This window comes from Streptomyces sp. NPDC057249 (genome assembly GCF_042669245.1).
In the GTDB taxonomy this organism is placed as follows: domain Bacteria; phylum Actinomycetota; class Actinomycetes; order Streptomycetales; family Streptomycetaceae; genus Streptomyces.
In genome coordinates, this window is sequence record NZ_JBHUXS010000024.1 from 77,378 (window position 1) to 100,300 (window position 22,923).

At 72.5% G+C, this 22,923-nt stretch carries 20 protein-coding genes; 9 read left to right on the forward strand and 11 right to left on the reverse strand.

Annotated features, from left to right (window positions below; genetic code table 11):
- Positions 1-4 precede the first annotated feature (4 nt).
- From ACFUJY_RS31760 to ACFUJY_RS31775, 4 genes are all read right to left on the reverse strand, one after another.
- Positions 5-628: a GntR family transcriptional regulator gene (locus ACFUJY_RS31760; RefSeq protein ID WP_018103556.1), complete on the reverse strand. Its 624-nt coding sequence runs from the start codon at positions 626-628 to the stop codon at positions 5-7.
- Positions 629-759: 131 nt separating this feature from the next.
- On the reverse strand, positions 760-2,556 hold the full coding sequence (gene sucB / locus ACFUJY_RS31765) for a 2-oxoglutarate dehydrogenase, E2 component, dihydrolipoamide succinyltransferase (protein ID WP_383305999.1): 1,797 nt from the start codon (positions 2,554-2,556) through the stop codon (positions 760-762).
- Positions 2,557-2,616: 60 nt separating this feature from the next.
- On the reverse strand, positions 2,617-4,005 hold the full coding sequence (gene lpdA / locus ACFUJY_RS31770) for a dihydrolipoyl dehydrogenase (protein WP_383306001.1): 1,389 nt from the start codon (positions 4,003-4,005) through the stop codon (positions 2,617-2,619).
- A gap of 317 nt (positions 4,006-4,322) precedes the next feature.
- On the reverse strand, positions 4,323-5,876 hold the full coding sequence (locus ACFUJY_RS31775; protein WP_383306003.1) for a leucyl aminopeptidase: 1,554 nt from the start codon (positions 5,874-5,876) through the stop codon (positions 4,323-4,325).
- 228 nt (positions 5,877-6,104) lie between these two features.
- On the opposite strand from ACFUJY_RS31775, the gene ACFUJY_RS31780 reads away from it, so the two are divergent.
- Positions 6,105-6,965, forward strand: coding sequence for an endo alpha-1,4 polygalactosaminidase (locus ACFUJY_RS31780; RefSeq protein ID WP_383306005.1), 861 nt, complete (start codon positions 6,105-6,107; stop codon positions 6,963-6,965).
- Positions 6,966-6,977: 12 nt separating this feature from the next.
- Here ACFUJY_RS31780 and ACFUJY_RS31785 read toward each other — a convergent pair whose 3' ends face one another.
- Entirely contained in the window at positions 6,978-7,757 is a 780-nt protein-coding gene (locus tag ACFUJY_RS31785) for an adenosylcobinamide-GDP ribazoletransferase (RefSeq protein WP_383306007.1), read from the reverse strand.
- Positions 7,758-7,844: 87 nt separating this feature from the next.
- Between ACFUJY_RS31785 and ACFUJY_RS31790 the strand changes: the two genes are divergently transcribed.
- Positions 7,845-8,606, forward strand: a complete 762-nt coding sequence (locus ACFUJY_RS31790) for a hypothetical protein (RefSeq protein WP_383306010.1) — start codon at positions 7,845-7,847, stop codon at positions 8,604-8,606.
- A gap of 31 nt (positions 8,607-8,637) precedes the next feature.
- On the opposite strand, the gene ACFUJY_RS31795 is transcribed toward ACFUJY_RS31790, so the two are convergent.
- Together ACFUJY_RS31795 and ACFUJY_RS31800 are read right to left on the reverse strand one after the other, a co-directional pair.
- The gene (locus ACFUJY_RS31795; RefSeq protein WP_383306012.1) at positions 8,638-9,738 is read right to left on the reverse strand and encodes a nicotinate-nucleotide--dimethylbenzimidazole phosphoribosyltransferase; all 1,101 of its coding nucleotides are present in this window, start codon (positions 9,736-9,738) and stop codon (positions 8,638-8,640) included.
- 137 nt (positions 9,739-9,875) lie between these two features.
- Positions 9,876-11,078 (reverse strand): bifunctional adenosylcobinamide kinase/adenosylcobinamide-phosphate guanylyltransferase, encoded by a 1,203-nt coding sequence (locus ACFUJY_RS31800; protein ID WP_383306014.1) that lies wholly within the window; start codon positions 11,076-11,078, stop codon positions 9,876-9,878.
- Positions 11,079-11,214: 136 nt separating this feature from the next.
- On the opposite strand from ACFUJY_RS31800, the gene ACFUJY_RS31805 reads away from it, so the two are divergent.
- On the forward strand, positions 11,215-11,454 hold the full coding sequence (locus tag ACFUJY_RS31805; protein WP_383306016.1) for a hypothetical protein: 240 nt from the start codon (positions 11,215-11,217) through the stop codon (positions 11,452-11,454).
- On the opposite strand, the gene ACFUJY_RS31810 is transcribed toward ACFUJY_RS31805, so the two are convergent.
- From ACFUJY_RS31810 to ACFUJY_RS31820, 3 genes are all read right to left on the reverse strand, one after another.
- Entirely contained in the window at positions 11,435-12,526 is a 1,092-nt protein-coding gene (locus tag ACFUJY_RS31810; protein WP_383306018.1) for a S1C family serine protease, read from the reverse strand. The genes ACFUJY_RS31805 and ACFUJY_RS31810 overlap by 20 nt on opposite strands.
- A 265-nt stretch (positions 12,527-12,791) precedes the next feature.
- The gene (locus tag ACFUJY_RS31815) at positions 12,792-13,514 is read right to left on the reverse strand and encodes a class I SAM-dependent methyltransferase (RefSeq protein ID WP_383306021.1); all 723 of its coding nucleotides are present in this window, start codon (positions 13,512-13,514) and stop codon (positions 12,792-12,794) included.
- A gap of 119 nt (positions 13,515-13,633) precedes the next feature.
- Entirely contained in the window at positions 13,634-14,233 is a 600-nt protein-coding gene (locus ACFUJY_RS31820; protein WP_365685273.1) for a DUF3043 domain-containing protein, read from the reverse strand.
- A gap of 274 nt (positions 14,234-14,507) precedes the next feature.
- On the opposite strand from ACFUJY_RS31820, the gene ACFUJY_RS31825 reads away from it, so the two are divergent.
- The 5 genes from ACFUJY_RS31825 (at position 14,508) to ACFUJY_RS31845 (ending at position 20,999) form a co-directional block, all read left to right on the forward strand.
- On the forward strand, positions 14,508-15,284 hold the full coding sequence (locus ACFUJY_RS31825) for a PspA/IM30 family protein (protein ID WP_383306023.1): 777 nt from the start codon (positions 14,508-14,510) through the stop codon (positions 15,282-15,284).
- A 9-nt stretch (positions 15,285-15,293) separates the two neighbouring features.
- The gene (locus tag ACFUJY_RS31830; RefSeq protein WP_383306025.1) at positions 15,294-15,572 is read left to right on the forward strand and encodes a hypothetical protein; all 279 of its coding nucleotides are present in this window, start codon (positions 15,294-15,296) and stop codon (positions 15,570-15,572) included.
- A gap of 145 nt (positions 15,573-15,717) precedes the next feature.
- The gene (locus ACFUJY_RS31835) at positions 15,718-16,983 is read left to right on the forward strand and encodes a sensor histidine kinase (RefSeq protein ID WP_383306027.1); all 1,266 of its coding nucleotides are present in this window, start codon (positions 15,718-15,720) and stop codon (positions 16,981-16,983) included.
- Positions 16,980-17,672 (forward strand): response regulator, encoded by a 693-nt coding sequence (locus ACFUJY_RS31840; RefSeq protein ID WP_383306029.1) that lies wholly within the window; start codon positions 16,980-16,982, stop codon positions 17,670-17,672. The genes ACFUJY_RS31835 and ACFUJY_RS31840 overlap by 4 nt, the downstream gene beginning before the upstream one ends.
- A 174-nt stretch (positions 17,673-17,846) precedes the next feature.
- Positions 17,847-20,999 (forward strand): efflux RND transporter permease subunit, encoded by a 3,153-nt coding sequence (locus ACFUJY_RS31845; RefSeq protein ID WP_383306031.1) that lies wholly within the window; start codon positions 17,847-17,849, stop codon positions 20,997-20,999.
- A gap of 83 nt (positions 21,000-21,082) precedes the next feature.
- Here the strand turns inward: ACFUJY_RS31845 and nadA are convergent, their stop codons facing one another.
- On the reverse strand, positions 21,083-22,279 hold the full coding sequence (gene nadA / locus ACFUJY_RS31850) for a quinolinate synthase NadA (RefSeq protein ID WP_383306033.1): 1,197 nt from the start codon (positions 22,277-22,279) through the stop codon (positions 21,083-21,085).
- Between the two features lie 234 nt (positions 22,280-22,513).
- Between nadA and ACFUJY_RS31855 the strand changes: the two genes are divergently transcribed.
- Positions 22,514-22,870 carry an iron-sulfur cluster assembly accessory protein gene (locus ACFUJY_RS31855; protein ID WP_018103583.1) on the forward strand — a complete coding sequence of 119 codons (357 nt, stop codon included), beginning with the start codon at positions 22,514-22,516 and terminating at the stop codon, positions 22,868-22,870.
- Positions 22,871-22,923 lie beyond the last annotated feature (53 nt).

Here is a 22,923-nt window from a genome sequence, read left to right on the forward strand (position 1 = left end):
CACCTCAGGCGCGCGGCGCGCACCCCAGGACGTGGGCCTTGACCAGCGTCCCGATGTCCGGGTCCTTGCGCAGGAAGGCGTCGATGAGGGCCTCGTGCTCCTCCGCGTACGACTTCTGGACCGTCCCCAGCCAGCGGATCGACAGGGCCGTGAACACCTCGATGCCCAGGCCCTCCCAGGTGTGCAGCAGCACCGCGTTCCCCGCCGCCCGCACCATCTCGCGGTGGAAGCCGACCGTGTGCCGGACCTGGGCCTCGCCGTCCGCCAGCCGGTCCGCCTCGTACAGCGCCGCCACGTGCGGGGCGAGCAGCGAGCAGTCCTCACCGAGGCCGGGGGCCGCCAGCTCGGCCGCGATCTGCTCCAGGCCCGCCCGTACCGGGTAGCTCTCCTCCAGGTCCGCGGCGGTGAGGTTGCGGACCCGGACGCCCTTGTTGGGCGCCGACTCGATCAGCCGCAGCGTCTCCAGCTCCCGCAGCGCCTCGCGCACGGGCGTCTGGCTGACCTCCAGCTCGGTGGCGATGCGCCGCTCCACGATCCGCTCGCCCGGCTTCCAGCGCCCGCTGACGATCCCCTCCACGATGTGCTCGCGGATCTGTTCGCGCAGCGAGTGGACGACGGGCGGGGTCATGACGGGCTCCTTCGGACAGACCGGTACGCCTGCACCGGGCACGGTGGCCGGGGCGACCGGTGGTGTCTAGACAATACGGCGGCGCCCCCGCCCGGAAGGGTTCCGGACGGGGGCGCCGATCGTGAGGCTGGTTACAGGCCGAGCTCGACCTCGAACTCGCCGGCCTCCAGGATCGCCTTGACCGCGGTCAGGTAGCGGGCGGCGTCCGCGCCGTCCACCAGACGGTGGTCGTAGGAGAGCGACAGGTACGTCATGTCGCGGACACCGATCACGGTGCCCTCCTCGGTCTCGATGACTGCGGGACGCTTGACGGTGGCGCCGATGCCCAGGATGGCTGCCTGGTTCGGCGGCACGATGACGGTGTCGAACAGCGCGCCGCGCGAGCCGGTGTTGCTGATGGTGAAGGTGGCACCGGACATGTCGTCCGGGGTCAGGCCGCCACCGCGGGCCTTGCCGGCCAGCTCGGCGGTCTTCTTCGAGATACCGGCGATGTTGAGGTCGCCCGCGCCCTTGATGACCGGGGTCATCAGGCCCTTCTCGGCGTCCACGGCGATGCCGATGTTCTCCGAGTCGAAGTACGTGATGGTGCCTTCGTCCTCGTTGATCCGGGCGTTGATGACCGGGTGGGCCTTCAGCGCCTGGGCGGCGGCCTTCACGTAGAACGGCATCGGGGAGAGCTTGACGCCCTCGCGGGCCGCGAAGCCGTCCTTCGCCTTGGCGCGCAGCTTCATCAGCTTGGTGACGTCGACCTCGACGACCGAGGTCAGCTGGGCCTGCGAGTGCAGCGCCTTCATCATGTTGTCGCCGATGACCTTGCGCATGCGGGTCATCTTGACCGTCTGACCGCGCAGCGGGCTGGCCTCCAGCTTCGGCGCCTTGGCGGCGGCCGGAGCGGCGGCGGCGGGCGCCGGGGCAGCGGCGGCGGCCTTGGCGGCCTCCGCGGCGGCCACTACGTCCTGCTTGCGGATGCGGCCACCGACGCCGGTGCCCTTGACCGCGCCCAGGTCGACACCGTTCTCGGCGGCGAGCTTGCGGACCAGCGGCGTGACGTACGCGCCGTCGTCACCGGAGGTGGCGGCCGGGGCGGCGGCCGGAGCCGGAGCCGGGGCGGCCGGTGCCGGGGCGGGAGCCGCCGGGGCCGGGGCCTGGGCGGCGGGCGCCGGTGCCGGAGCGGCCGGTGCCGGAGCGGGCGCGGCGGGAGCCGGAGCCGGTTCCGGCGCGGGGGCCGGAGCGGGCTGCGCCGGAGCCTCCTGGGCCGGGGCGGGCTGCGCCGGAGCCGGGGCCTGGGCCGGGGCGGCACCGGGCGCGCCGATGACGGCGAGCTTGGCGCCGACCTCGGCGGTCTCGTCCTCGCCGACCACGATCTCCAGCAGCACACCGGCGACCGGGGCGGGGATCTCGGTGTCGACCTTGTCCGTGGAGACCTCGAGCAGCGGCTCGTCCTCCGCGACCTCCTCGCCGACCTCCTTGAGCCAGCGGGTGACGGTGCCCTCGGTGACGCTCTCGCCGAGCGCCGGCAGGGTGACGTCGGTGCCGGAGGCGGAGGAGGCGCCCGTGGTGGCCTCGGCGCTCGGCGCCTCGGCCGGGGCCTGCGTCTCGGTCGACGGGGCGGTCGGGGCCTCGGCGGCGGCCGGGGCGGGGGTGGCGGCCGGCTCGGCGGCCGGAGCGGCCTCGGCGGCCGGGGCGCCCGAGCCGTCGTCGATGACGGCCAGCTCGGCGCCGACCTCGACGGTCTCGTCCTCGGCGACCTTGATGGACGACAGGACGCCGGAGGCGGGGGCGGGGATCTCGGTGTCGACCTTGTCGGTCGAGACCTCGAGCAGCGGCTCGTCGGCCTCGACGCGCTCGCCCTCGGCCTTCAGCCAGCGGGTGACAGTGCCCTCGGTGACGCTCTCGCCGAGCGCCGGAAGGGTTACGGAAACCGACATGGTTTCAGTTGCTCCTTACGAAAATGCGGAAGTGGTCGGTCGTCGCGCCCGGTCGACTGATCAGTCGTGGGAGTGAAGCGGCTTGCCGGCGAGCGCCAGGTGGGCCTCGCCCATCGCCTCGTTCTGCGTCGGGTGGGCGTGGATGAGCTGGGCGACCTCGGCCGGCAGCGCTTCCCAGTTGTAGATCAGCTGGGCTTCGCCGACCTGCTCGCCCATACGGTCACCGACCATGTGGACGCCGACCACGGCACCGTCCTTGACCTGGACGAGCTTGATCTCGCCCGCGGTCTTGAGGATCTTGCTCTTGCCGTTGCCCGCGAGGTTGTACTTCAGCGCGACGACCTTGTCCGCGCCGTAGAGCTCCTTGGCCTTGGCCTCGGTGATGCCGACGGAGGCGACCTCGGGGTGGCAGTACGTGACCCGGGGCACACCGTCGTAGTCGATCGGGACGGTCTTGAGACCGGCCAGCCGCTCCGCGACGAGGATGCCCTCGGCGAAGCCGACGTGCGCCAGCTGGAGCGTCGGGACCAGGTCGCCCACGGCCGAGATCGTCGGAACGTTGGTGCGCATGTACTCGTCGACCAGGACGTAGCCGCGGTCCATGGCGACCCCGGCCTCCTCGTAACCGAGGCCCTGCGAGACCGGGCCGCGGCCGATCGCGACCAGCAGCACCTCCGCCTCGAAGGTCTTGCCGTCGGCGAGGGTCACGCGGACGCCGTCCTGCGTGTACTCGGCGCTCTGGAAGAACGTGCCGAGGTTGAACTTGATGCCGCGCTTGCGGAAGGCGCGCTCAAGAAGCTTCGAGCTGTTCTCGTCCTCGACCGGGACGAGGTGCTTCAGGCCCTCGACGATCGTCACGTCGCTGCCGAAGGACGTCCACGCCGAGGCGAACTCGACGCCGATGACGCCGCCGCCCAGCACGATCGCGGACTTCGGGACGCGGTCCAGCTTCAGCGCGTGGTCCGAGGAGATGATGCGGTTGCCGTCGATCTCCAGGCCCGGCAGCGACTTCGGCACGGAGCCGGTCGCCAGGAGCACGTGGCGGCCCTGGATGCGCTGGCCGTTCACGTCCACCGAGGTGGGGGAGGAGAGCCGGCCCTCACCCTCGATGTAGTGCACCTTGCGGGAGGCGACGAGCCCCTGCAGGCCCTTGTACAGGCCGGAGATCACGTCGTCCTTGTACTTGTGGACGGCCGCCATGTCGATGCCCTCGAAGGTGGCCTTGACGCCGAACTGCTCGGACTCGCGGGCCTGGTCCGCGATCTCGCCGGCGTGCAGCAGGGCCTTCGTGGGGATGCAGCCGTTGTGCAGGCAGGTGCCGCCGACCTTGCCCTTCTCGATCAGAGCGACGTCCAGGCCCAGCTGCGCTCCGCGCAGGGCCGCGGCGTACCCGCCGCTACCACCGCCGAGGATCACTAGGTCGAAAACGGTGCTGGCGTCGTTCGCCACGTCACGTCCTCCATGCATGTGCGCCGTACGCCGGGCCCCGTCCTCGGGGTGTTACCGGCCGGTCGGCTGGTGTGCGGCCGCTTTGTCTTCGGCCCTGTGGTGGGGGCCCTGTCCTGCCGAGAACCCATCTTCGCACTTGTTGACGGTGGGCGGGACGCGGGGCCCGTGTCCGGGGCGGATCATCGCCGCCCCGGTGGATAACCGCTGCGCGGGGAACAGGGCATTTCGTCGAGAGCGAAACCGCCCCGGCCCCGGCACCTCGGGGGGAACACATACGGCCCCGGACGTATGCCCGGGGCCGTATCGCAGCCGCTGCCTCAGCCGAGGTCGCCGGCGGCGGTGCGCTCCGCCAGCTTCACCAGCGTGCGGACCGCCGAGCCGGTGCCGCCCTTGGGCGTGTAGCCGTACGGGGCGCCCTCGTGGAAGGCGGGGCCCGCGATGTCCAGGTGGGCCCAGGCGATGCCCTCGCCCACGAACTCCTTCAGGAACAGGCCGGCCACCAGGCCGCCGCCCATCCGCTCGCCCATGTTGGCGATGTCGGCGGTCGAGGAGTCCATGCCCTTGCGCATGTCGGCCGGGAGCGGCATCGGCCAGGACGCCTCGCCGACCTCCTCCGCGATCTCGTGGATCGAGGTGCGGAAGGCGTCGTCGTTGGACATGATGCCGAAGGTGCGGTTGCCCAGGGCCAGCACCATCGCGCCGGTCAGGGTCGCCACGTCGACGATCGCGTCCGGGTTCTCCTCCGAGGCGCGGGTCAGCGCGTCGGCCATGACGAGCCGGCCCTCGGCGTCGGTGTTCAGGACCTCGACGGTCTTGCCGCTGTACATGCGCAGGACGTCACCCGGGCGGGTGGCGCTGCCCGACGGCATGTTCTCGGCGAGCGCCAGCCAGGCGGTGACGTTGACGCGCAGGCCCAGACGGGCGGCCGAGACGACGGTCGCGAACACGGCGGCGGCGCCGGCCATGTCGCACTTCATCGTCTCGTTGTGACCGGCCGGCTTCAGCGAGATGCCGCCCGAGTCGTAGGTGATGCCCTTGCCGACCAGGGCCAGGGTCTTCTCCGCCTTCGGGTGCGTGTAGGCGAGCTTCACCAGGCGCGGGCCGCGCTCCGCGCCCTGGCCGACGCCCAGGATGCCGCCGTAGCCGCCCTTGACGAGCGCCTTCTCGTCCAGCACCTGCACCTTGATGCCGTGCTCCTTGCCGGCGGCGGCTGCCACGGCGGCGAAGGACTCGGGGTACAGGTCGTTGGGCGGGGTGTTGACCAGGTCGCGGGCGCGGTTGATCTCCTCGGCGAGGGCGATCGCGCGCTCGGCGGCGGCCTTGAACGCCTTGTCGCGCGGCTTGGCGCCGAGCACGGCGACCTCGGCCAGCGCCTGCTTGGCGCCGGTGGGCTTCGCGTCCTTGGGGGCCAGCTTGTTCTCACCGGCCTGGTAGGCGGTGAAGGCGTACGCGCCGAGCAGGGCGCCCTCCGCGATGGCCTCGGCGTCCTCGACGGAGCCGACGGGCAGCGCGAAGCCGGCCTTCTTGGAACCGGCCAGCGAGCGGGCGGCGGCACCGGCGGCCCGGCGCAGCGCCTCGGCGTCGTACGCGCCGTCCTTCTCGGGGGCCTTGCCGAGACCGGCCGCGATGACCACGGGAGCCTTCAGGCCCTCGGGGGCGGGGACCTTCGTCAGTTCGCCCTCGGCACCCGAGGCGCCCAGGGTCGCCAGGACGGTGGCGAGCTTTCCGCCGAACGCCTTGTCCACGGCCTCGGCGCCCGGTGCGAGGACCAAGTCCCCCGGCTTGGATCCAGCGCCCTTGGCGACGCCCACGACGAGGGCGTCGGCGCGCAGCGTCGCCGCACCGGCAGTGCTGAGAGTGAGAGCAGTCACGGTGGTGAAATCTCGCTTTCGTTGAGTTCTTATCCGGCCTGTGCTGGTCGGAAGGGGTGGCCGACCCGGACCGGCGCATCGTAGACGCGGCCGCAATGTGCCGGGAATGAGCCTACGCGCGCCTTTGCTGCCCCTACACGGCGGCGGGCCGTAGACGGTGTCCGCGGAGTGCGCGGCCGTCGTACGGTGGGGCCCCGGGAAGATCGTCCCGGTGGACATGGGAGAACGATGCGCGACCGCACGGCCGCACGGGTGAGCGGGGCGCGCTGCGCTCTCGCCGTCACCGCGATGACGCTGATCACGATGCTGGCGGGCTGCTCCCCGGGGGGTGGGAAGGACGCCCCGGCGGGGAAGGCGGACGGCTCCGCGCGGCCCTCCCCGGCGCGCTGGCGGCCGGCGCCGGGCACGGACTGGCAGTGGCAGCTGTCCGGGAAGCTCGACACCTCGGTGGACGCCCCGGTGTACGACGTCGACGGCTTCGACCGGACGGCCGCCGAGGTCGCCGCGCTGCACCGCGAGGGCCGCAAGGTCATCTGCTACCTGTCCACCGGCGCCTGGGAGGACTTCCGCCCGGACGCGGCCCGTTTCCCCACCGCCGTCCTCGGGAAGGGCAACGGCTGGAAGGGCGAGCGCTGGCTCGACATCCGGCGCACCGAGGTCCTGGAGCCGCTGATGGAGACCCGGATCGCGATGTGCGCGAAGAAGGGCTTCGACGCGGTCGAACCGGACAACATGGACGGCTACCGCAACAAGAGCGGCTTCCCGCTGACCGCCGCCGACCAGCTGCGCTACAACCGCCTGATCGCCCGCCTGGTCCACCGCCACGGCATGTCCGTCGGCCTCAAGAACGACCTCCCGCAGATCCCGGAGCTGGTCGGGGACTTCGACTTCGCGGTCAACGAGCAGTGCGCGCAGTACGAGGAGTGCGAGGAGCTGACCCCGTTCGTGAAGGCGGGCAAGGCGGTCTTCCACGTGGAGTACGAGCTGCCGGCGGCGGAGTTCTGCGCACAGTCCCGGAAGCTGGGGCTCAGCTCGCTGCGCAAGGAGTACGAGCTGGGCGTCGAGCGCGAAACCTGCGCGGCGGGCTGACGGGCCGCCGCCTCAGCCCAGCGCCAGGCACACCAGCGCCGCCGTCGCCGCCGTCTCCGCCAGCGCCCCGAACACGTCCCCGGTCACCCCGCCGAACCGCCGCACGCAGTGCCGCAGCAGCAGCCCGGCCGCCACCGGCGCGGCCACGGCGGCCAGCGCGTACCGCAGCGCCCCGTACCCGCCCAGCAGCGCCCCCGCCGCCGCGCACCCGGCCACCACCACGAGCCCCACCGCCCGGGCGCCGGCCACCGGGACCGTACCGGCGACGGCCGCGCCCAGGCCCTCCGGACGGGCCGCCGGGACGCCGCGCCGGGAGGCCAGGGTGAGCGCGAGCCGGGCGACGACGGCGGACGCGACGGCCGCCGCCGCACCCTGCGCCCAGCCCTCCGCGTACAGCCGCTGAAGGGCCGCCACCTGGGCCAGCAGCACGAAGAGCAGGGTGATCACACCGAACGGGCCGATGTCCGACTGCTTCATGATCCGCAGCGCGTCGTCGGCCGGCTTGCCGCTGCCCAGACCGTCGGCGGTGTCCGCGAGACCGTCCAGATGGAGGCCCCGGGTGAGTGCCGCGGGCACCGCGGCCGAGGCGACCGCGGCGAGCAGCGGACCCGCCCCGCCCCACAGCAGCAGGCTGCCGGGAACCGCCGCGAGGACGCCGACGGCCAGCCCGGCCACCGGGGCGCACAGCATCCCGGTCCGGGCGGTCTCGCGGTCCCAGCGGGTGACGCGGACGGGGAGCACGGTCAGGGTGCCGAAGGCGAAACGCAGGCCGTGGCTGTTCAGGGAGGTCACGGCGCGCAGGCTAATCGGTGGGGACGGCCGCTAGATTGACCGGATGCCGCATAACGGGGCACAAGCGGACGAGCGGGAGTGGGTGGCATGGGTCACTGGTTCGATCGCAACGTCGTCGAGCCGGGGAAACTCCCCCTGCTCCTCGCCCTGGCCGCCTTCGTCCTGACCTTCGCGATCACCCGGGTCGTGACCCGGATGATCCGGGCGGGGAAGGGGCCGTTCCGCAACATCACGCCGGGCGGTGTCCACATCCACCACGTGGTGCCCGGCGTGGTGCTGACCGTCGTCGGCGGCTTCGGCGCGGTGGGCAGCGGACGGCACGGGGTCACGGCCGGGATCTGCGCGGTCGTCTTCGGCGTCGGCGCGGGGCTGGTGCTGGACGAGTTCGCCCTGATCCTCTACCTGGACGACGTGTACTGGACCGAGGAGGGACGCCGGAGCGTGGAGGTCGTGGTGCTCACCGCGGCCCTGGTCCTGCTGGTGCTCGGCGGGTTCTCGCCGCTCGGCGTGGACGACCTGAGCGACGATCAGGAGCAGGGCCGGCTGGGGGCCGTGCTCACCGTCGTCATCAACTTCTGCTTCGTGCTGATCGCCCTCTTCAAAGGCAAGGCCCGGATGGCGGTGGTCGGCACGCTCGTCCCGTTCGTGGCGCTGATCGGCGCGGTCCGGCTGGCCCGGCCCGCCTCGCCGTGGGCCAAGCGGTTCTACCGCAACCGGCACCGCGCCCGCTCCCGCTCGGTGCTGCGGGCCTACCACCACGACGTGCGCTGGGTCGGCCCGCGCCGCAAGTTCCAGGACCTGATCGGCGGAGCGCCGGACCGGGTCCCGCTCCCGCCCGCCAAGCCCTGACCGCCGGGCGCGCCCCGCGGCCGGGCGGGCATCAGTCCGTCGCGTCGTCCTTCTCGTCGTCCGCACCACCGTCCGTACCGTCCTCCGCCGCCTCCGGCTCCCGCTCGGGAAGCTCGGCGGCCAGCGCGGCGGCGGCCTGGACGAACGGGAGGGCGAGCAGCGCCCCGCAGCCCTGGCCCACCACGACTCCGTGGTCGAGCAGCGGGTTGAGCGCCATCCGGTCCAGGGCCTTCGCCTGCGCCGGCTCCCCGCTCAGCTGACCCGCCAGCCACCAGTCGGGCGCCCGGAACGCCGCCCGCTGGCCGACCAGCGCCGCCGCCGCGCCGACCACCCCGTCCAGGACCACGGGCAGCCGCCGCACCGCGCACTGGAGCAGGAAGCCGGTCATCGCCGCCAGGTCCGCACCGCCCACGGTGGCCAGCAGCTCCAGCTGGTCGCCCAGGACCGGCCGGGCCCGGCGCAGCGCGTCGCGGATCGCCGCGCACTTGCGCATCCACGCCAGGTCGTCGATCCCGGCGCCGCCGCGCCCGGTCACCACGGAGGCGTCCGTGCCGCAGAGCGCCGCGATCAGCGTGGCCGCCGCCGTCGTGCCGCCCACGCTCAGGTCGCCGAGCACCACCAGGTCGGTGCCCGAGTCGGCCTCCTCGTCGGCCACCGCGATCCCGAGCCGCACCGCTGCCTCGGCCTCCTCGGCGGTCAGCGCGTCCTCGACGTCGATCCGGCCGCTGCCGCGCCGCACCCGGGTCCGGACCACCGCTTCCGGCAGCAGCTCCGGGTCGCAGTCCAGACCGGCGTCCACGATCCGCACCGGCACGGAGAACCGGCGGGCCAGGACCGCCAGCGGGGTCGAGCCGTCCAGCGTGGCCCGCACCAGCTCGTGCGCGGTGGAGGCCGCGCGGCCCGACACGTCGAGCCCGGCGACGCCGTGGTCGCCCGCGAACAGCACCACGCGCGGCTGCTCGACCGTCCGCACCGGCGACGCCTGCTGCGCGGTCGACAGCCACTCGGCCAGCTCATCCAGCCGGCCCAGGGCGCCCGGGGGCACGACGAGCCGCTCCCGGCGTTCCTCGGCGTCGCGCCGTACGCCCCCGTCGGGGCGTTCGATCAGGTCGGAGAAGTCGTCCAGATTCACGGGGGTCTGCCTCGCGGGTCGATACGGGGAGTGGTCCGGGGAGCCCGGCGGCGGGCTCCCTGCGGAACAGTACCCGCCGCCCCTTCCGGACCCGCCCGGTGCGGCCCCGGGGTCCAGGCACCCCCGCCCCGCGCGCCTCAGCCGCGCAGCGCCAGCACCTGGCCCGCCACCACCAGCAGCACCTGCTCGCACTCGCCGGCCACCGCCGCGTTCAGCCGGCCCAGCTCGTCCCGGAAGCGCCGCCCGGCCGCCGTCGCCGGCACCACTCCGGAGCCGGTCTCGTTGGTCACCAGGACCACCGTGCGCCGCGTCCCGCGCACCGCGGCGGCCAGCTCCGCCGTCCTGGCCCGCAACGCGCGCTCGCCGCCCTCCGCCCACGCGGCGTCGTCCCAGGCGTCCACCCGGTCCATCGCGTCCGTCAGCCACAGCGACAGGCAGTCGATGAGCAGCGGCGGCCCGTCCGAGGACAGCGGCTCCACGAGCTCGCAGGTCTCCTCGGTGCGCCAGGCGGCCGGCCGGCGTTCCCGGTGCAGCCCCACCCGGGCCGCCCAGTCCGCGTCCCCGTCCCGGGTGCCACCGGTCGCCACGTACACGACCTCCGGACAGGTCTCCAGGAGCCGTTCCGCCTCGACGGACTTCCCGGACCGGGCGCCACCGGTGACCAGGGTGCGCCGGGGGACCGCGGCCGGGGCGCGGAAGCCGCCGACCGCCAGCGTCGTGCCGTCCGGCACGGCCCGCGCCCCGGCGGCGGCGAGCCGGCGCTCCAGCTCGGGGGCGGGCGGCGCGTCGTGGTCCAGGTGGACGGCGATCAGCTCGGTGGCGGGCCCGATCGCCTCGACGGCCCGCAGCCGCGCCACCGCGTCGGGCCGTCCGACGACGTCCCCGGCGACCAGGTCGTACGGCTGCGCCACCGGGCCCGCCAGCCCGGCCGGTGCGCCGCCGGGCGGGAGGTACAGCAGCCGGGCGCCCTCCGGCGAGGTGACCTCGTACCCCGTACCGGGCGCGTCCATCGGCACGGCCCGCACCCGGTGGCCGCTGATCAGCGTCAGCACCCGCCCGTCCGGCACCCGGCCCGCCGGAGGCAGCCCGGGGGGCAGCTCGACGGCCGGTCCGTCGTGCGGGTGGGTGAGGAGCACCTGGCGTACGCCGGTGAGCGAGCGGCCGGCGCGGGCGGCGGCGAACACCGCCCCGGGCGTGAGGTCGAGCAGCAGCGCGTCGTCGACCAGGAGGGCGGTCGCGGCCCGGCTGCCGGCTCCGCGGGCGAGGGCGCAGGCGGCGCAGGGACAGTCGGGCCGCGGCAGCCCGTCGGGGGCTCCGGTGCCGAGCAGAGTCAGTTCCACGTTCCGATCCTCCCGCGTCGCCGCGCGGGTTGCGCGACGTGGGGGCGCAGATCCGCCGGACAGGCCGGAGAGGCCCTTCCCCTGCTGGTCGGAAGGGCTAGGCTGCCGAGGGGAACGACATACCCAGGAGGCGGACATGGCGTGGACGTGGCGGTTCGAGAAGTCCGACGGTACGGAGACGGAGCCGGCCCTGCGGCCGGAGGAGTTCACGACGCAGGGCGATGCCGAGTCCTGGATCGGTGAGTACTGGAAGGAACTCCTGGACGGCGGGGCGGACCAGGTCACGCTCTTCGACGACGGGACGAAGGTCTACGGCCCGATGAGCCTCCAGGCGGACGCGGCCGTCGCCGCGTCGCTCAGATCTCGCCGAGGGTGACCTCGGCCGTCTTCTCCGAGCTGCCGCGCGTGTACGTCACCTTCGCCTTCTGGCCCGGCTTGTGCCCGGCCAGGGCCTCGGAGAGCGAGGTGATCGTGGTGACCTTCGCGTCGTCCACCTTCACGATGATGTCGCCGGCCCGCAGCCCCGCCTCGTCGGCCGCCCCGCCCTTCTGGACGCTGACGATCGCGACCCCCGCCGGCCGGTAGTCGTCGTTGACGACCGTGCGTCCGGTGATGTCGAGCGCCGCCCGGCCCGAGTCGGTGACCTTGCCGTTCTCGATGATCTGGTCCGCGACCGTCCGCACCATCGAGGCCGGGATGGCGAACCCGATCCCGGGCGCCGCGCTGTCGCCCATCTGGGGGTCGGAGGCGGCGAGCGTCGGGATGCCGATGACCTGGCTGTCCAGGTTCACCAGGGCCCCGCCGCTGTTGCCCGGGTTGATGGCCGCCGAGGTCTGCACCATGTTGGCGATGGTCGCGCCGGTGCCGCCGCCCGAGCGGCTCTCGCTCACGGTCCGGCCGAGGGCCGAGACGATGCCCTGGGTGACGCTGCTGGACAGGCCGAGCGGCGAGCCCATCGCCAGCACGATCTGCCCGACCGCGACCTTCTCCGAGTCGCCGAACCTGGCGGGCCGCAGCCCGTCGGGCACGTCGTCCAGCTTGATGACGGCCAGGTCCTGCTCGGGGTAGGCGGCGACCAGCGACGCCTTCAGCACCTTCTCGCCGGTGGCCACCGTGACCTTGAACGTCTTCTCGTCACCGACGACGTGCGCGTTGGTGACGATGTGGCCCTTGGCGTCGTAGACGACACCCGAGCCCAGGCTTTCGGAGGCGTCGATCTGCACGACCGACGGCAGCACGTCGTTGATGGCGGACTGGTACGCGCTCTGCAGATCACCGGTGGCCTTCGCGGCCGGCCCGGGCTGCGCGGAGCCGGACGCCGTCGCGTCCGGCCCCGCGGCGGGGGCGTTCGAACCGGAGCAACCGCTCACCAGCGCGATCGCGCAGACACCCGCGGACAGGGGCAGCGACAGCCGGCGCGCACGGCGGCGTGAGTGAATGGCATCCATGTCCGGATTATTGCTTTTGCCCCCCGGGGTTGCCCGCTGAGCGCATCCATGGGAGGAAAGCCGCACGCGGCGGGGTCGGCGCCCGCAGATCAAGGGGGGATGTGCCGCACACGGCGGGGCGGGCACCCGCCAATCCAGAGGGACGTGCAGCGCATGACAGAGCCGGGCGGCCGAAAATCAAACCCGCCCGGCGATTGAGGGCAATCCTTCAGCCCGTCCGGCGCTTGAGGACAAGACGCCCACCCGGACGCCCCGGGCCCCCCGCTCAGCCCCGTACACCGCACAGATGCAGCAGCGCGGCGACCCCGCGGTACGGGTCCGTCCGGCCCGCCCGGTCCTCCGCCGCGAGCACCCGCTCCAGCTCCGCGGCCGGCGGCAGCTCGACGTCGTTGCTCACGTTGTCCGTGAAGAGCCGCACCCCGTACCAGGCGTGCAGCGGCGCCGCGATCGAGGCGAGCGTCGCCGTCAGCGCCTCCAACCGGTCCGCGCGCACGGACAGGCCGAGCCGGTTGGTGTACCGGTCGGAGTCGAACGCCGCCAGGGCCCCGGCGAAGTCCCCGGCCATCCCGGGCCGCATCGCCAGCGCGTCGGCGTTCCGCACGAGCAGGGACAGCAGCCCGCCCGGCGCCAGCATCCGGGCCAGGCCCGCCACCATGGCGTCCGGCTCCTGGACGTACATCAGCACGCCGTGGCAGAGGACCACGTCGAAGCTGCCGGGCAGGAAGTGGACCCCGGTGTCCTGGCCGTTGCCCTCGATGAGCCGCACCCGCTCGCGGATGCCGGCCGGCTCGCCGCCCAGCGCCTCACGGGCGGTCCGCAGCATCTCCGGGTCGGACTCCAGACCGGTCACGGTGTGCCCGGCCCGGGCCAGCCGCAGCGCCTGCGTGCCCTGGCCCATGCCGACGTCCAGGATGCGCAGCCGCTGCCCGACCGGGAAGCGGGCCGCGATCTGCTCGTCCAGCTGCCGGGCGACCAGCTCCTGGCGCACAGTGTTGCGCAGACCGGTCAGCCCCTTGGTCCAGACCGCGGAGGCCCCGGCGAAGCCGGAGACGGCACCGGCCGGCCGGTCGGCGGACGCACCGTCGACCGGGCCGGACGGCTCGGTGCTCAGGGCCGCTCTCCGCGCTTGACCTGCGGCTTCGGCAGGCGGAGCCGTCGCATCTGGAGCGTACGCATCAGCCCGTAGGCGACCGCGCCGCGCTTGGGCGTGTCCGGGAACCGCGTGTTCAGCTGCTTGCGCAGCCGGAACGCCAGCCCGATCGAATCGATCACGATCAGCACGATCACGACCAGCCAGAGCAGCAGCGAGATGTTCTGGATGCCCTGCACCTGGATCACGCTGAGGATCAGGATGACCACGGCCAGCGGCAGGAAGTACTCCGCGATGCAGAAGCGCGAGTCCACGAAGTCGCGGACGAAGCGGCGCACCGGCCCCTTGTCGCGCGCGGGCAGGTAGCGCTCGTCGCCGTTGGCGAGGGCCTCCCGCTGCTTGGCCATGTCCACGCGGCGCGCCTCACGCTGGCGCCTCGCGGCCTCCTTGCGGTCGAGCGGCGCACCACTGGAGGCACGACGGCGCTGCGTCTGGGCCTCGCTGCGCTTGGGGGTGGGGCGACCCTTGGGGGCCTGCGGGTCGCGGGGCGTCTTGGAGAGGTCCGCCGTCACCTTGTCGGTGGGGGCCTTCTCTTCCTTGGAGCGGCTACGGAACACAAGGCCCAAGGGTACGGGGTCGGTCGCGAATCCCCGCAGGCCGCCCGGGAACGATCCGGCAACGGCCCGCGTCCTCGACCGTGTACGGGCGGGCGATACGGGCGTCACCTACTCCTTGGGCGGGAGTGGACCGGGAGCACAGTCGTCCTTGGGGAGGAGCCCATCGACGCCCGAACAGTGCGGTAATAGAGACAGGGCCCGTACTGTGGGTTCTGTTGGAGTGCTGGAGCCCAGTTGAGTCAGAAGGGGGCGCGCGAAGCCCATGAGCGGTGTCATGAAGCGTATGGGGATGATCTTCCGCGCGAAGGCAAACAAGGCCCTTGACCGGGCCGAGGATCCGCGCGAGACCCTTGATTACTCGTACCAGAAGCAGCTGGAGCTGCTTCAGAAGGTGCGCCGCGGAGTCGCCGACGTGGCGACCTCGCGCAAGCGGCTGGAGCTGCAGCTGAACCAGCTGCAGGGTCAGTCCTCGAAGCTGGAGGACCAGGGCCGCAAGGCGCTCGCGCTCGGCCGCGAGGACCTGGCCCGCGAGGCGCTGTCCCGCCGCGCCGCCCTCCAGCAGCAGGTCACCGACCTGGAGACGCAGCACACCACGCTGCAGGGCGAGGAGGAGAAGCTCACCCTCGCGGCCCAGCGGCTCCAGGCCAAGGTGGACGCCTTCCGGACGAAGAAGGAGACCATCAAGGCCACGTACACGGCGGCCCAGGCGCAGACCCGGATCGGGGAGGCGTTCTCCGGCATCTCCGAGGAGATGGGCGACGTCGGCCTGGCGATCCAGCGGGCCGAGGACAAGACGCAGCAGCTCCAGGCCCGCGCGGGCGCGATCGACGAGCTGCTGGCCTCCGGGGCCCTGGACGACCCGACCGGCACGGCGAAGGACGACATCGCCGCCGAGCTGGACCGGATCTCCGGTGGTACGGATGTGGAGCTGGAGCTTCAGCGCATGAAGGCCGAGCTGGCCGGCGGCTCCTCCTCCCAGCAGGCGATCGAGGGCGGCCGGCAGGACGCCCAGCAGCAGAACAGCCAGGCGCACAAATTCGACAAGAACTGAGGCGGCGTCATGATCGTACGGATCATGGGGGAGGGCCAGGCAACCCTGGCCGACAGCCATCTCGCCGAGCTCGACAAGCTCGACGACGCCCTGCTGGCCGAGATGGAGCGCGGTGACGGGCCCGGTTTCCGCACCACGCTCCACGCGCTCCTGGCCCGCGTGCGCGAACTCGGCACACCCTTGCCGGACGACTCCCTGGAGCCGTCCGAACTGATCCTGCCGTCGCCGGACGCCACTCTCGAAGAAGTACGCGCCATGCTCAGCGACGACGGCCTGATCCCCGGCTGACGCCGACCGCTCTCCAGCACCCGCACACCTGTGCCCCGCGCCCGTCCCGACGGACGCGGGGCACAGGTGCGTCCGCGGGGGGTGCCCGGTCCGGCCGCTCCCGGCCGGACCGGGCGGCGCGCGGCACGCCGTAACGTAGCCCGACGTGACCACCCTCGGAACCGGGGTCCTGCGCATCCGCGACTGGCTGCGCGGCCACCCCCTCGCGCTGGACGGCGCGCTCGCCCTGGGCGTGCTCGTGGCCATGGTCTTCGCGTCCTTCGTGGACCCCGGCGGGCACGACGGGCCCACCTTCGGCGCCCGCACCCCCGCCGCGAGCAGCCTGCTGCTGATGCTGCTCAGCGCGCTGGTCCTGATCCGGCGGCGCCGCGAACCGATGGCGGTGCTCGCCGCCACCGGGGCGCTGACCGTCGTGGAACTGGTCACCGCGGACCCGCCGACCCCCGTCGTGATGAGCTCCGTCATCGCGCTGTACACCGTCGCCGCCCGCACCGACCGCCCCACCACCTGGCGGGTCGGGCTGCTCACCATGGCCGCGCTCACCGCCGCCGCCATGCTCTTCGGGTCGCCGCCCTGGTACAGCCAGGAGAACCTGGGCGTCTTCGCCTGGACCGGGATGGCCGGGGCCGCGGGCGACGCGGTCCGCTCCCGGCGCGCCTTCGTCGACGCCATCCGGGAGCGCGCCGAACGGGCCGAACGGACCCGCGAGGAGGAGGCCCGCCGCCGGGTCGCCGAGGAACGGCTGCGCATCGCCCGCGACCTGCACGACGTCGTCGCCCACCACATCGCCCTGGTCAACGTGCAGGCCGGGGTCGCCGCCCACGTCATGGACAAGCGCCCCGACCAGGCGAAACAGGCCCTCGCCCATGTCCGGGAGGCGAGCCGGTCCGCGCTCAACGAGCTACGGGCCACCGTCGGCCTGCTCCGCCAGTCCGGCGACCCGGAGGCCCCCACCGAGCCCGCCCCCGGCCTCGCGGTCCTGGGCCAGCTCGTGGAGAGCGTCCGCCAGGCGGGGCTGCCCGTGGAGGTGGCCTGCGCGGCCGAGGGCGACCCCCCGCTGCCGTCGGCCGTCGACCTGGCGGCGTACCGGGTGATCCAGGAGGCGCTGACCAACGTCCGCAAGCACGCGGGCCCGGGCGCCAAGGCCGAGGTGAGCGTCGTACGGGTCGGAGCCACGGCCGAGGTCATGGTCCTGGACAACGGCCGCGGGAACACCGTGGGCGCCGCCGCCTCGGGCGGTGGACACGGCCTGCTCGGGATGCGCGAACGCGTCACCGCCCTGGGCGGCACCCTCACCGCCGGTCCCCGCTACGGGGGCGGGTTCCGCGTCCATGCGATCCTGCCCGTCGAGGCCCGCGCGCAGGAGCCCGGTCGGCCGGGCGCGGCGGGCCGGACGGGGGACAACGCATGACACCGGCCATCAAGGTCCTGCTCGCCGACGACCAGGCGCTGCTGCGCAGCGCGTTCCGGGTGCTGGTCGACTCGGAGCCCGACATGCGGGTGGTGGGCGAGGCGGCGGACGGGGCGGAGGCCGTGGAGGTGGCCCGCGCCGAGCGGCCCGACGTGGTGCTGATGGACATCCGGATGCCCGGCACGGACGGACTCGCCGCCACCCGCATGATCAGCGCCGACCCGGAACTCGCCGACGTCCGGGTGGTCATGCTCACCACCTTCGAGGTGGACGAGTACGTGGTGCAGTCGCTGCGCGCCGGGGCCTCGGGCTTCCTGGGCAAGGGCGCCGAGCCGGACGAACTCCTCAACGCGATCCGGATCGCCGCGGGGGGCGAGGCGCTGCTCTCGCCGGCCGCGACCAAGGGCCTGATCGCCACGTTCCTCGCGCAGGGCGGCGGCGCCGGCGAAGGCCCGGGGGCGGCCGGGTACTCGGAGCGGCTGGCGGCCCTCACGACGCGGGAGCGCGAGGTGCTGGTCCTGGTCGCGGGCGGGCTGTCCAACGACGAGATCGCGGAGCGCCTGGTCGTCAGCCCACTGACCGTCAAGACCCATGTGAACCGGGCGATGGCGAAGCTGGGCGCCCGGGACCGGGCACAACTGGTGGTAATCGCGTACGAATCGGGCCTGGTGCGCCCACGGGTGGAGTGAAGGTGCAGCCGGGGTGTACTCCACCTGCGGTATGCGGGGCGTGAGAAAGCGACCCTGGGGCCGAGGACTTTCGTCCCCGGCATCGGCGATCGTATAAGCGGGCGGGATCTGTCCCCCGGGTACGACCCGGCATCCCGCCCGCCTGCCGCGTAAGCCACAGAAAGAGACCCACCCATGTCCTGGCTGTCCAGATTCAGCCTCGCGCAAAGGGCCCTGATCGGTCTGATCTCGATCGTCGCGCTCGTCTTCGGAGCGATCGCGATCCCGCAGCTCAAGCAGCAGCTGCTGCCCACCATCGAACTGCCGATGGTGTCGGTGCTCGCCCCTTACCAGGGTGCGTCCCCCGATGTGGTCGAGAAGCAGGTCGTCGAACCGCTCGAGAACTCCATCAAGGCCGTCGACGGCGTCACCGGCGTCACGTCGAAGGCCAGCGAGGGCAACGCCGTCATCATGGCGACCTTCGACTTCGGTGACGAGGGCACCAAGCAGCTCGTCGCCGACATCCAGCAGGCCGTGAACCGGGCCCGCGTCCAGCTGCCCCAGGACGTCGACCCGCAGGTCATCGCCGGCTCGACGGACGACATCCCGACCGTCGTCCTCGCCGTCACCTCGGACAAGGACCAGCAGGCGCTCGCCGACCAGCTGGACCGCACCGTGGTCCCCGCCCTGGAGGACATCGACGGCGTCGGCCAGGTCTCCGTCGACGGTGTGCGCGACCTCCAGGTCTCCGTCACCCCGGACGACAAGAAGCTCGCCGCCGCCGGACTCAACGCCACCGCGCTCTCCCAGGCGCTCCAGTCGGGCGGCGCGACCGTCCCGGCCGGTGCCTTCTCGGAGTCCGGCAAGAGCCGCACCGTCCAGGTCGGCGGCGCCTTCACCTCGCTGAAGCAGATCGAGGACCTGCGGGTCATCGGTCAGAACCCGGCCTCGGGCAAGCCCGGCAAGCCGGTCCGCCTCGGTGACATCGCGACGGTGAAGCAGGAGGCCGCCGCCGCGGACTCCATCACCCGCACCAACGGCCGCCCGAGCCTCGCCGTCATGGCGACGATGGACAAGGACGGCAGCGCCGTCGCCATCTCGGAGGCCGTCGAGGACAAGCTCCCGGACCTGCGCAAGGACCTCGGCTCCGGCGCCGAGCTGACCGTCGTCTCGGACCAGGGCCCGGCCGTCTCCAAGGCGATCTCCGGCCTGACCACCGAGGGCGCGCTCGGCCTGGTGTTCGCGGTCATCGTGATCCTGGTCTTCCTGGCCTCGCTGCGCTCCACCCTGGTCACCGCGGTCTCCATCCCGCTCTCCGTGGTCCTCGCGCTGATCGTGCTGTGGACCCGCGACCTGTCGCTCAACATGCTGACCCTGGGCGCGCTCACCATCGCGATCGGCCGGGTCGTGGACGACTCGATCGTCGTCCTGGAGAACATCAAGCGGCACCTCGGCTACGGCGAGGAGCGCCAGTCGGCGATCATCACCGCGGTCAAGGAGGTGGCCGGCGCGGTCACCTCCTCGACGCTCACCACCGTCGCCGTCTTCCTGCCGATTGGCCTCGTCGGCGGCATGGTCGGCGAGCTGTTCGGCTCGTTCTCGCTGACCGTCACCGCGGCCCTGCTGGCCTCGCTCCTGGTCTCACTGACCGTGGTCCCGGTCCTGTCGTACTGGTTCCTGCGCGCCCCCAAGGGCACCGCCGAGGACCCGGAGAAGGCGCGCCGCGAGGCCGAGGAGAAGGAGGCGCGCAGCCGCCTCCAGCGGATCTACGTCCCGGTGCTGCGGTTCGCCACCCGGCGCCGTATCACCAGTGTCGTCCTCGCCCTCGTCGTCCTCTTCGGCACCTTCGGCATGGCCCCCCTGCTGAAGACCAACTTCTTCGACCAGGGCGAGCAGGAAGTCCTGTCCATCAAGCAGAAGCTCGACCCGGGCACCAGCCTCGCGGCCTCCGACGAGGCGGCGAAGAGGGTCGAGAAGCTCCTCGCCGACGACGAGGGCGTCAAGGACTACCAGGTCACCGTCGGCTCCTCCGGCTTCATGGCCGCCTTCGGCGGCGGCACCGGCTCCAACCAGGCGTCCTACCAGGTCACCCTGAAGGACTCCGCCGGGTTCGAGGCCACCCAGGACCGCATCGAGAAGGGCCTCGCCAAGCTCGACGGCATCGGCGACACCACCATCAGCGCCGGCGACGGCTTCGGCAGCCAGGACCTGAGCGTCGTGGTGAAGGCCGCCGACGCGGACGCCCTGAAGAAGGCGTCCGAGCAGGTCCGCGCCGAGGTCGCCAAGCTGAAGGACGTCACCGACGTCCAGAGCGACCTGGCGCAGAGCGTCCCGCGGATCTCGGTGCAGGCCAACGAGAGGGCCGCCGACGCCGGTTACACCCAGGCCACGCTCGGCGCGGCCGTCGCCGGAGCGGTGCGGGGCACCCCGTCCGGCAAGGCGATCATGGACGACACCGAGCGCGACGTCGTCGTGAAGTCGGCCCACCCGGCCACCACCATGCAGGAGCTGAAGGACCTTCCGCTCGGCAAGGTGAAGCTCGGCACCATCGCCGACGTGAAGCTGGTCCCCGGGCCGGTCTCGATGACCCGGATCGACGGCCAGCGCGCCGCGACCATCACCGCCCGGCCCACCGGTGACAACACCGGCGCGGTCAGTACCACGCTCCAGACGAAGATCAAGGCCCTGGACCTCCCGGACGGTGCCACCGCCACCATCGGCGGTGTCTCCGAGGACCAGGACGACGCCTTCAAGAACCTGGGCCTGGCCATGCTGGCGGCCATCGCGATCGTCTTCATGCTGCTGGTCGCCACCTTCCGGTCGCTGATCCAGCCGCTGATCCTGCTGGTCTCCATCCCGTTCGCCGCCACCGGCGCGATCGGTCTGCTCGTCGTCACCGGCACCCCGATGGGCGTCCCGGCGATGATCGGCATGCTGATGCTGATCGGCATCGTGGTGACCAACGCGATCGTGCTGATCGACCTCATCAACCAGTACCGGGCCCAGGGCATGGGCGTGGTCGAAGCCGTCGTGGAGGGTGGCCGCCACCGTCTGCGCCCGATCCTCATGACGGCCCTGGCGACGATCTTCGCCCTGCTCCCGATGGCGCTCGGCGTCACCGGCGAGGGCGGCTTCATCTCGCAGCCGCTGGCCGTCGTCGTCATCGGCGGTCTGATCACCTCGACGCTGCTGACGCTCCTCCTGGTGCCGACGCTGTACGCGATGGTCGAGCTCCGCAAGGAACGCCGCCGGAACAAGAAGGCCGCCAAGCGGGCCGCGCAGGCCGGCACCCCGGCCCCGGCCGAGTCGCAGGGCTCCTCCGACGAACCGGAGCCGGCGAAGGCCTGACCCGCCCGGCACAGCACCAGGGGCCTGGTCCGCACACCCGTGCGGGCCAGGCCCCTGTGCGGACGGTGTCGTCCGCGGATCGCCTACGGCAGCGCCAGCATCCGCTCCAGGGCCAGCTTCGCGTACTTCTCCGTCTCCGGGTCCACCACGATCCGGTTGACCTGCTTGCCCTCGGCCAGGGACTCCAGGGTCCACACCAGGTGCGGCAGGTCGATGCGGTTCATCGTGGAGCAGAAGCAGACCGTCTTGTCGAGGAAGACGATCTCCTTGCCCTCGGGGGCGAAACGGTTCGCCAGGCGGCGGACGAGGTTCAGCTCGGTGCCGATCGCCCACTTCGAGCCGGCCGGGGCCGCCTCCAGGGCCTTGATGATGTACTCCGTCGAGCCGACGTAGTCCGCGGCGGCCACGACCTCGTGCTTGCACTCGGGGTGCACCAGCACGTTGACGCCCGGGATGCGCTCGCGCACGTCGTTGACCGACTCGACCGAGAAGCGGCCGTGCACCGAGCAGTGGCCGCGCCACAGGATCATCTTCGCGTTCCGCAGCTCCTCGGCGGTCAGGCCGCCGTTCGGCTTGTGCGGGTTGTAGAGGACGCAGTCCTCCAGGGACATGCCCATGTCCCGCACGGCGGTGTTGCGGCCCAGGTGCTGGTCGGGCAGGAAGAGGACCTTCTCCCCCTGCTCGAAGGCCCACTCCAGGGCGCGCTTCGCGTTGGACGAGGTGCAGATCGTGCCGCCGTGCCGGCCGGTGAACGCCTTGATGTCGGCGGAGGAGTTCATGTACGAGACGGGCACGACCTGCTCGGCGACACCCGCCTCGGTCAGCACGTCCCAGCACTCGGCGACCTGCTCCGCGGTGGCCATGTCGGCCATCGAGCAGCCCGCCGCCAGGTCCGGCAGGACGACCTTCTGGTCGTCGGTGGTCAGGATGTCCGCCGACTCGGCCATGAAGTGCACACCGCAGAAGACGATGTACTCGGCCTCCGGGCGGGCCGCGGCGTCCCGGGCGAGCTTGAAGGAGTCCCCGGTCACGTCGGCGAACTGGATGACCTCGTCGCGCTGGTAGTGGTGGCCCAGGACGAAGACCTTCTCACCCAGCTTCTCCTTGGCCGCGCGGGCGCGTGCCACCAGGTCCGGGTCGGACGGGGAGGGCAGGTCGCCGGGGCACTCGACACCGCGCTCGCTCCTGGGGTCGGCGTCGCGGCCCAGCAGGAGCAGGGCGAGCGGCGTCGGCTGGACATCGAGATCCTGGACGGGGTGGGCCGTGGTCACGTCACGCACCCTTTCTTCTGCGGACTTCTCTGCAGAGAAAGCCTTTTCGTCTAATTGACGCTATCTATCATAGCCGCTTCACGTCACTTTGACGATGCCGAAAGCGTCAATGTGACGCATCCGCCCGCAGGACGGGTGTGCGAGCATGAAGGGAACAGGCAAGCGCTCGGCCCGGAATGAATCCGCGGCCCCGACGGTTGCAACGTCGGCAAGCAGTCTCCGTACAACCCGGGAGAGAAGCAGATGTCCGTATCGGACGAGACCACCACCGTGAGCGACGGCATCCTCCTGTCCGACGCCGCCGCAGCCAAGGTCAAGGCCCTGCTGGAGCAGGAAGGCCGTGACGACCTGGCGCTTCGCGTCGCCGTCCAGCCCGGCGGCTGCTCGGGCCTGCGCTACCAGCTCTTCTTCGACGAGCGCTCCCTCGACGGCGACGTCGTCAAGGACTTCGACGGCGTGAAGGTCGTCACCGACCGCATGAGCGCCCCGTACCTGGGCGGTGCCTCGGTCGACTTCGTCGACACCATCGAGAAGCAGGGCTTCACCATCGACAACCCGAACGCCACGGGTTCCTGCGCCTGCGGCGACTCCTTCAGCTGAGCTAGCTCTGATCTAGCCCCGCACAGCGCGGAACATCCCCCAGGATGTTCCGC